This is a genomic window from Psychromarinibacter sediminicola (assembly GCF_029168335.1).
Classification (GTDB): Bacteria; Pseudomonadota; Alphaproteobacteria; order Rhodobacterales; family Rhodobacteraceae; genus Psychromarinibacter; species Psychromarinibacter sediminicola.
The window spans coordinates 1-6,557 of sequence record NZ_JARGYC010000126.1 but is presented as its reverse complement, the minus strand read 5'-3'; the positions used below and the strand labels follow the sequence as shown (position 1 = coordinate 6,557).

The window sequence follows — 6,557 nt, the reverse complement described above, 5'->3', positions numbered from 1 at the left end:
ACGAAGAAGCGCGGTGGCCACCAGACAGGCCGCGCGCTGCGCTACGCCAGATGGCTCCGCGCGCGGCCTCCTACACCACCCGGTGGGGCACTACCGCCAGGAGGCCCGGGAACGGTCTCTCAGGGCCGATATTCTCCGGACCTCATGACTGCGCGTACTTGGTGAATAGCTCGCAAGCACCTGGCATCGCGATGTTTTTTCGAAGCCGCCTTGAACACTTCGACGCCGGTGGCACTCGTCGTGATGGAACCGACGTCGAAGCCATGATTACACGAAAGCTATGTGGTCCCGTCTGCGATCCATACGATGTTGTCGGCATTGTCCGGCCTCCTGGCTCTAGGTTTTCGTACCTTCCAGGTAGGCTCAATGAGTCCCTGTTTCGCCAGCGCTGAAATTCTCCTTCTTAATATCCGGCGCGGTTACGAAGTGGCTTTCCATTATGGTCGCGGCGAAGTTCTCGAAGGACGGGCGGGTGTCCATCGCGTCTTGTCGCGCCTGAAGGTCGGCTCTGGGCCGGAAGCGACGGGCGGCTTAGCCCTGTGGCACCGCTTCCCGCGCCGCCACAGGCTCGCTTCTCCGGAGCGCCTTGGAGGGCAGGTCACACCCGGAACGTCAAATTCAGAGTTGATTTAAGTAATATAGTATGATTTTTTGGGCAAACGGCTCTTGCCGAACATGGGAGGAAATCATGAAAAAGTTCTTACTTGGCGCGGCCTTGGCTGCGCTCGCTACCGGTGCGACTGCGCAAACCATCGGGTTTTCACAGATCGGTTCGGAATCCGGCTGGCGCGCGGCGGAAACGACCGTCACGCGCCAGGAAGCGGAGGAGCGCGGCATCGACCTGCGTTTCTCGGACGCGCAGCAGCGGCAGGAAAACCAGATTGCCGCCATCCGCTCGTTCATCGCACAAGGCGTGGACGCGATCCTGCTGGCGCCCGTCGTAGCTACCGGCTGGGACAACGTGCTGGAAGAGGCGTCCGAGGCGGAGATTCCAGTGGTTCTGCTTGACCGGCAGGTGGACAGCTCGGACGATCTGTACCTGACCGCGGTGGGCTCAGACCTTGTCCACGAGGGCGAGGTGGCCGGCGAATGGCTAGTCGAGAACAAGCCCGAGGGCGAATGCCGGGTCGTCGAGCTGGAAGGCACGACGGGCTCGTCCCCGGCAATTGACCGGGCAACGGGCTTCCGCAACGCGATCGAGGGGCATGACGACATTGAGATCGTACGCAGCCAGACGGGCGACTTCACCCGCTCGGGCGGCAAGGAGGTAATGGAAAGCTTCCTTCAGGCCGAGGGCGGCGGCGAGAATATCTGCGCGCTCTATGCCCATAACGACGACATGGCGCTGGGGGCGATCCAGGCGATCAAGGAGGCCGGCCTCGATCCGGGCAACGACATCCTGATCGTGTCCATCGACGCGGTACCGGATATCTTCACCGCGATGGCCGAGGGCGATGCCAACGCCACCGTCGAGCTGACGCCGAACATGGCCGGGCCCGCCTTCGACGCGCTTGAGGCCTACCTGTACGACGGCACGGTGCCGCCGAAGTTCATCCAGACGGAATCGACGCTCTATACGCAGGACGACGATCCGATGGCAGAGTACGAAAAGCGCAAGGATCTGGGGTACTGACCCGATCGGGCTGTTGCCCCGCGCTTTTACGGGGCATCCCTCCGGGGTGCCCCCCTGCCATCCGGAAAGGCGCCGCATGCTTCTGACCATCGAGGATCTGACGAAGACCTTTCCCGGCACGGTCGCGCTGGACGGCGTGTGCTTCGACCTGAGGGCGGGTGAGGTACACGCCCTGCTGGGCGAGAACGGGGCCGGGAAATCCACGCTCGTCAAATGCCTCACCGGGGTGCACGCGCGCGACAGCGGTACCATCTGGCTGGAGGGGAAAGAGATATCGCCCGCCTCGACGCTGGAGGCGCAGGAGGCCGGGATCGGCACGGTCTACCAAGAGGTGAACCTGCTGCCGAACTTGACCGTGGCCGAGAACCTGACCTTCGGGCGTCAGCCGACGCGGTTCGGCATGGTCTCGGGTCGGAAGATGCGCGCGGAGGCCGAGGCTATGCTGGCGGGCTACGGGCTGGACCACGTGAACGTCACGCGCGAGCTGGGCACCTATTCGGTGGCGGTTCAGCAGATCGTGGCAATCGCGCGCGCCGTGGCGCTGTCAGGCAAGGTGCTGATCCTGGACGAGCCGACCGCCAGCCTCGACGCCCGCGAGACCGAGACGCTGTTTCAGGTGGTGCGTGGCCTCCGGGAGCGCGGGCTGGGCATCGTCTTCATTTCGCACTTCCTCGACCAAGTCTTCGAGATATCCGACAGGCTGACCGTTCTGCGCAACGGACGGCACATAACCACGGCGGACACTGCCGGCATGGACCGCCTGGAACTGATTCACCACATGCTCGGACACGAGCTGGAAGAGGCCGAGGGACGACGCCGGCACCGGCAGGGCGGCGTCGAGCGGCTGCAGGTCCGCGGCCTCGCCCGGCGCGGAAAGATCGAGCCGTTCGACCTGACGGTTCGCGAGGGCGAGGTGATCGGCCTGGCCGGACTTCTGGGCTCGGGCCGCACCGAAACGGCCGACGTGCTGTTCGGCCGCACGCCGCCCGACCGGGGCGACGCGACCGACGCCGACGGCCCTATCGACCTGCGCACGCCCCGCACCGCCATCGCCGCCGGCTTCGGCTACGCGCCCGAGGACCGCAAAACCGACGGCGTCATCGCCGATCTGTCGGTGCGCGAGAACATCGCGCTGGCGCTTCAGGCGCGCCGCGGCTGGACCAAGCCGATCCCGCGTGCCGAGCAGCGCAGGCTGGCCAATGACTACATACGCCGGCTCGACATCCGTACGCCGGGCGCGGAAAAGGCGGTGGGCGACCTGTCGGGCGGAAACCAGCAGAAGGTCGTGCTGGCCCGCTGGCTGGCGATGAATCCGCGGTTCCTTATCCTGGACGAACCGACCCGCGGCATCGACGTGGGCGCGCATGCCGAGATCCTGAAACTGATCGGCGAGTTGACCGCCCAGGGCATGTCGATCCTGCTGATTTCGTCCGAATTCGATGAGCTCATCGCCGCCTCGGACCGGGTCATCGTGGTGCGGGACCGCCGCCACGTCTCGGAACTGGTGGGCGAAGAGATCGAGACCGGGCGTATCATCGACGCCATCGCCGCCCACGAAAACGGGGAAGGAGCGATGACGCCATGACCCAGGCCCTTCGCCGCATCGCGCCGCAACTCGTGACCCTGGTGGCGCTGGTGGCGCTGGTCTCTGTCTTCTTTCCCAGCTTCCTGGCAGTCGAGATGCGCGACGGCCGCTTCGTCGGCAGCGCGGTGGACGTGCTGAAGCGTGGCGCGCCGGTCGCGCTGCTGGCCGTGGGCATGACGCTGGTGATCGCCACGCGCGGTATCGACCTGTCGGTCGGCGCGGTGATGGCGATCTGCGGCGCCGCATCGGCCTGGGCGATCTCGAACGAGTACGGGCTTGTTCTGTCGCTTGTCGTGGGGCTGGGCGCGGGGCTCGTTTGCGGGCTCTGGAACGGGGCCCTGGTAGCGGTGTTCGGTATCCAGCCCATCGTCGCCACGCTGATCCTGATGGTGGCCGGGCGCGGCGTGGCGCAGATGATCACAGAGGGGCGGATCCTGACCTTCAGCCACGAGGGGCTGGCCTTTCTTGGCGCGGGCGACGTTCTGGGGATCCCCACGCCGATCCTGATCTGGCTGGGCGTCGGTGTCGCCTTCGGCCTGTTGGTCCGGCGCACCGCGCTCGGCCTGCTGATCGAAGCGATCGGCATCAACCGATCGGCCAGCGCGCTGGCCGGGGTGAATGCACGGGTTCTGCTGATCGCAGTTTACGCGGCCTCCGGTCTGTGTGCGGCCGCGGCCGGCATCATCGTCGCAGCCGACATCCGCGGCGCGGATGCCAACAATGCCGGGCTGTGGCTAGAGTTGGACGCGATCCTCGCGGTGGTGATCGGCGGAACCTCGCTGCTGGGCGGGCGCTTTTCCATCGCGGCGTCCCTGCTGGGCGCGCTGATCATCCAGACCATTGATACCGGAATCCTGCTGGCCGGCTTCCCGTCCGAGTTCAATCTCGTCATCAAGGCCGGGCTGGTCGTCATCATCCTGGTGCTGCAATCTCCGCGCCTGTCGCCGCATCTGTCGCGGATGCTGCGGCGGCAGCGTGGCTCGCCGGCGCAGGCTGGCGCGAAGGAGGCGGCAGAATGAACGCGCGCGCACTTCCCCTTTATGCCACCATCGCGATCTTCCTTATCGCCTATCTGATCTGCTACATCCAGTTCCCCGCGATGCTGTCCACGCGGGTGATCGGCAACCTACTGACGGACAACGCATACCTCGGTGTCGTCGCCGTCGGCATGACCATCGTCATCCTCTCCGGCGGCATCGACCTGTCGGTGGGCTCGGTCATCGCCTTCTCGGGCGTGTTCATCGCGGTGATGCTGCGCGACACGGGCTTGCACCCGCTGATCGTGTTCGTCCTGCTGCTTGCGGTTACCACGGCGTTCGGCGCGGCGATGGGGGGGCTGATCCACGGGCTCGCCATGCCGCCCTTCATCGTGACGCTCGCGGGCATGTTCCTGGCGCGCGGGGCGGCCTACATGCTGACCATCGACAGCGTGCCGATTGACCATACCTTCTACGACGACGTCCTGCAGGACGCCTATTACCGGATGCCGGGGGGCGGGCGGCTGACGCTCATCGGCGTGGTGATGCTGCTGTCGGTCGCCGGCGGCATGACCCTCGCCCACCGCACGCGGTTCGGCACGGCCGTCTATGCATTGGGTGGCGGTCAACAGACGGCGCGGCTGATGGGGGTCGCCGTGGGGCGGACGACGGTCCTGATCTATGCCTTCTCCGGCTTGATGGCGGGGCTGTCCGGTATCGTCTTTTCGATATACACAGGCTCGGGCTACCCGCTGGCGACCGTGGGTACGGAACTGACGGCGATCGCGACGGTCGTCATCGGCGGAACGATCCTGACGGGCGGGGCCGGCTATGTCTTCGGCACGCTGGTCGGGGTGATGACGATGGGTCTGATCCAGACCTACATCGTGTTCGACGGGTCCCTCTCGAGTTGGTGGACCAAGATCGTCATCGGGCTGCTTTTGCTCTTGTTCATCCTGTTGCAGAAGGGTCTTCTGATCTTCGGACGGAAACAACGCGATATCGCGGCCTGAGATGGAAAAACTGCCAGAGTGGATCGATACCGGCTTCCTGCAGAGCAGAAGCAATCACGGCCGTGTGGTCGAGGGAATCGGGCGGGCCCTTGTGGCGGGTAACCCGCCGGCCGGAGAGCTCCTGCCGCGGGACGAGGAACTTATCGAGCTGTTCGGCGTGTCGCGAACGGTCATGCGCGAAGCCATGAAGACGCTGGCCGCGAAGGGCATGGTGGTGGCCAAGGCCCGTGTCGGAACGCGGGTCCGGCCACGCCGCGAGTGGAACATGTTCGACGTGCAGGTCCTTCGCTGGCACCTGGATGTCGAGCCAAGTGACGCGTTCTACCGGCAACTCTTCGAGATGCGGCTCGCATTCGAACCGTTTGCCGCCCGGCTCGCGGCGCAGAAAGCGACGCAGGCCGAGATGGAACTGATCTCGGAATGCGTGGAGTCCATGAGGAACGCCGAGGATCAGACGGAGTTCTCCATCGCCGACTTGGAGTTCCACCGTGCGGTGTTCGATGCCGCCGGCAACGCCTTTTTCCATTCCGTCGTATCGCTCGTTGAGGCTGCTCTGCTGTCGCTTCTCCGCAGGTCCTCGCCAGAGCCGCGGCCGGAACAGCTTCGGTCGATCTGTGACCGGCATCAGCAGATTGCAGATGCGATCTCGGCACGCGACGCGCCTGCCGCTCACGATGCCATGATCGCGGTTATCGAAGTTGGCTGGAGTAGGGTGTTCGGGGACGCGCAAGGGCCTGTGCCCCTGGACAACTGACGACGCTGTCACGCTAGTTCGCTCTGAGGTGCAGTTTGTGTGGACCCGAGGTTAGACGGCCACCATTTGGCGCGGCAGTGTCAAAGGAACCCGGCTTGAGGCGGGGCAGGGGCGTCGGTAGCGTCCGCCCCATGACCCGACGCTGCCCATTCAAATACTTCAAGACGTCGCGCGAGATCATCCGTCTTGCAGTGATGCTCTACGTTCGGTTCTCGTTCTCGCTGCGGAATGTCGAAGACCTGCTGCACGAACGTGGGATCGACGTCAGCCACGAGACGGTGCGGTTCTGGTGGCACCGGTTCGGGCCGGTGTTTGCAGCCGAGATCCGGAAGCGCCGGATCGTGGGGTGCGGTCGAGCCAGTGGCGATGGCACCCGGGCGAGATGGTCGTGAAGATCAACGGGGAGCGCCACTACCTGTGGCGGGCTGTCGATCACGAGGGAGAAGTGCTGGAAAGCTTCGTGACGAAGACCCGCGACAAGCAGGCGGCCCTGAAATTCTTCAGAAAATCAATGAAGCGCTACGGCCGGCCGGACACCATCGTGACCGACCGGCTTCGGTCCTATGGCGCGGCGCTGAAGGAAATCGGTGCGGCC

General features: G+C 65.0%; 5 protein-coding genes and 1 pseudogene. All 6 read left to right on the top strand.

The features are described from left to right. Positions 1 to 688: 688 nt before the first annotated feature. Entirely contained in the window at positions 689 to 1,633 is a 945-nt protein-coding gene (gene ytfQ, locus P1J78_RS23710; protein ID WP_275569852.1) for a galactofuranose ABC transporter, galactofuranose-binding protein YtfQ, read from the top strand. Positions 1,634 to 1,709: 76 nt separating this feature from the next. Further along, positions 1,710 to 3,218: a sugar ABC transporter ATP-binding protein gene (locus P1J78_RS23705; RefSeq protein ID WP_275569851.1), complete on the top strand. Its 1,509-nt coding sequence runs from the start codon at positions 1,710 to 1,712 to the stop codon at positions 3,216 to 3,218. Beyond that, entirely contained in the window at positions 3,215 to 4,237 is a 1,023-nt protein-coding gene (locus P1J78_RS23700) for an ABC transporter permease (protein WP_275569850.1), read from the top strand. Before P1J78_RS23705 ends, P1J78_RS23700 begins: the two co-directional genes overlap by 4 nt. Continuing rightward, complete coding sequence (gene yjfF, locus P1J78_RS23695; protein WP_275569849.1) at positions 4,234 to 5,208, top strand: galactofuranose ABC transporter, permease protein YjfF; 975 nt, start codon at positions 4,234 to 4,236, stop codon at positions 5,206 to 5,208. The genes P1J78_RS23700 and yjfF overlap by 4 nt, the downstream gene beginning before the upstream one ends. A 1-nt stretch (position 5,209) precedes the next feature. Continuing rightward, positions 5,210 to 5,962, top strand: coding sequence for a FadR/GntR family transcriptional regulator (locus P1J78_RS23690; protein ID WP_275569848.1), 753 nt, complete (start codon positions 5,210 to 5,212; stop codon positions 5,960 to 5,962). A gap of 131 nt (positions 5,963 to 6,093) precedes the next feature. Further along, positions 6,094 to 6,557: pseudogene (locus P1J78_RS23685) on the top strand (IS6 family transposase); the annotation flags it as partial.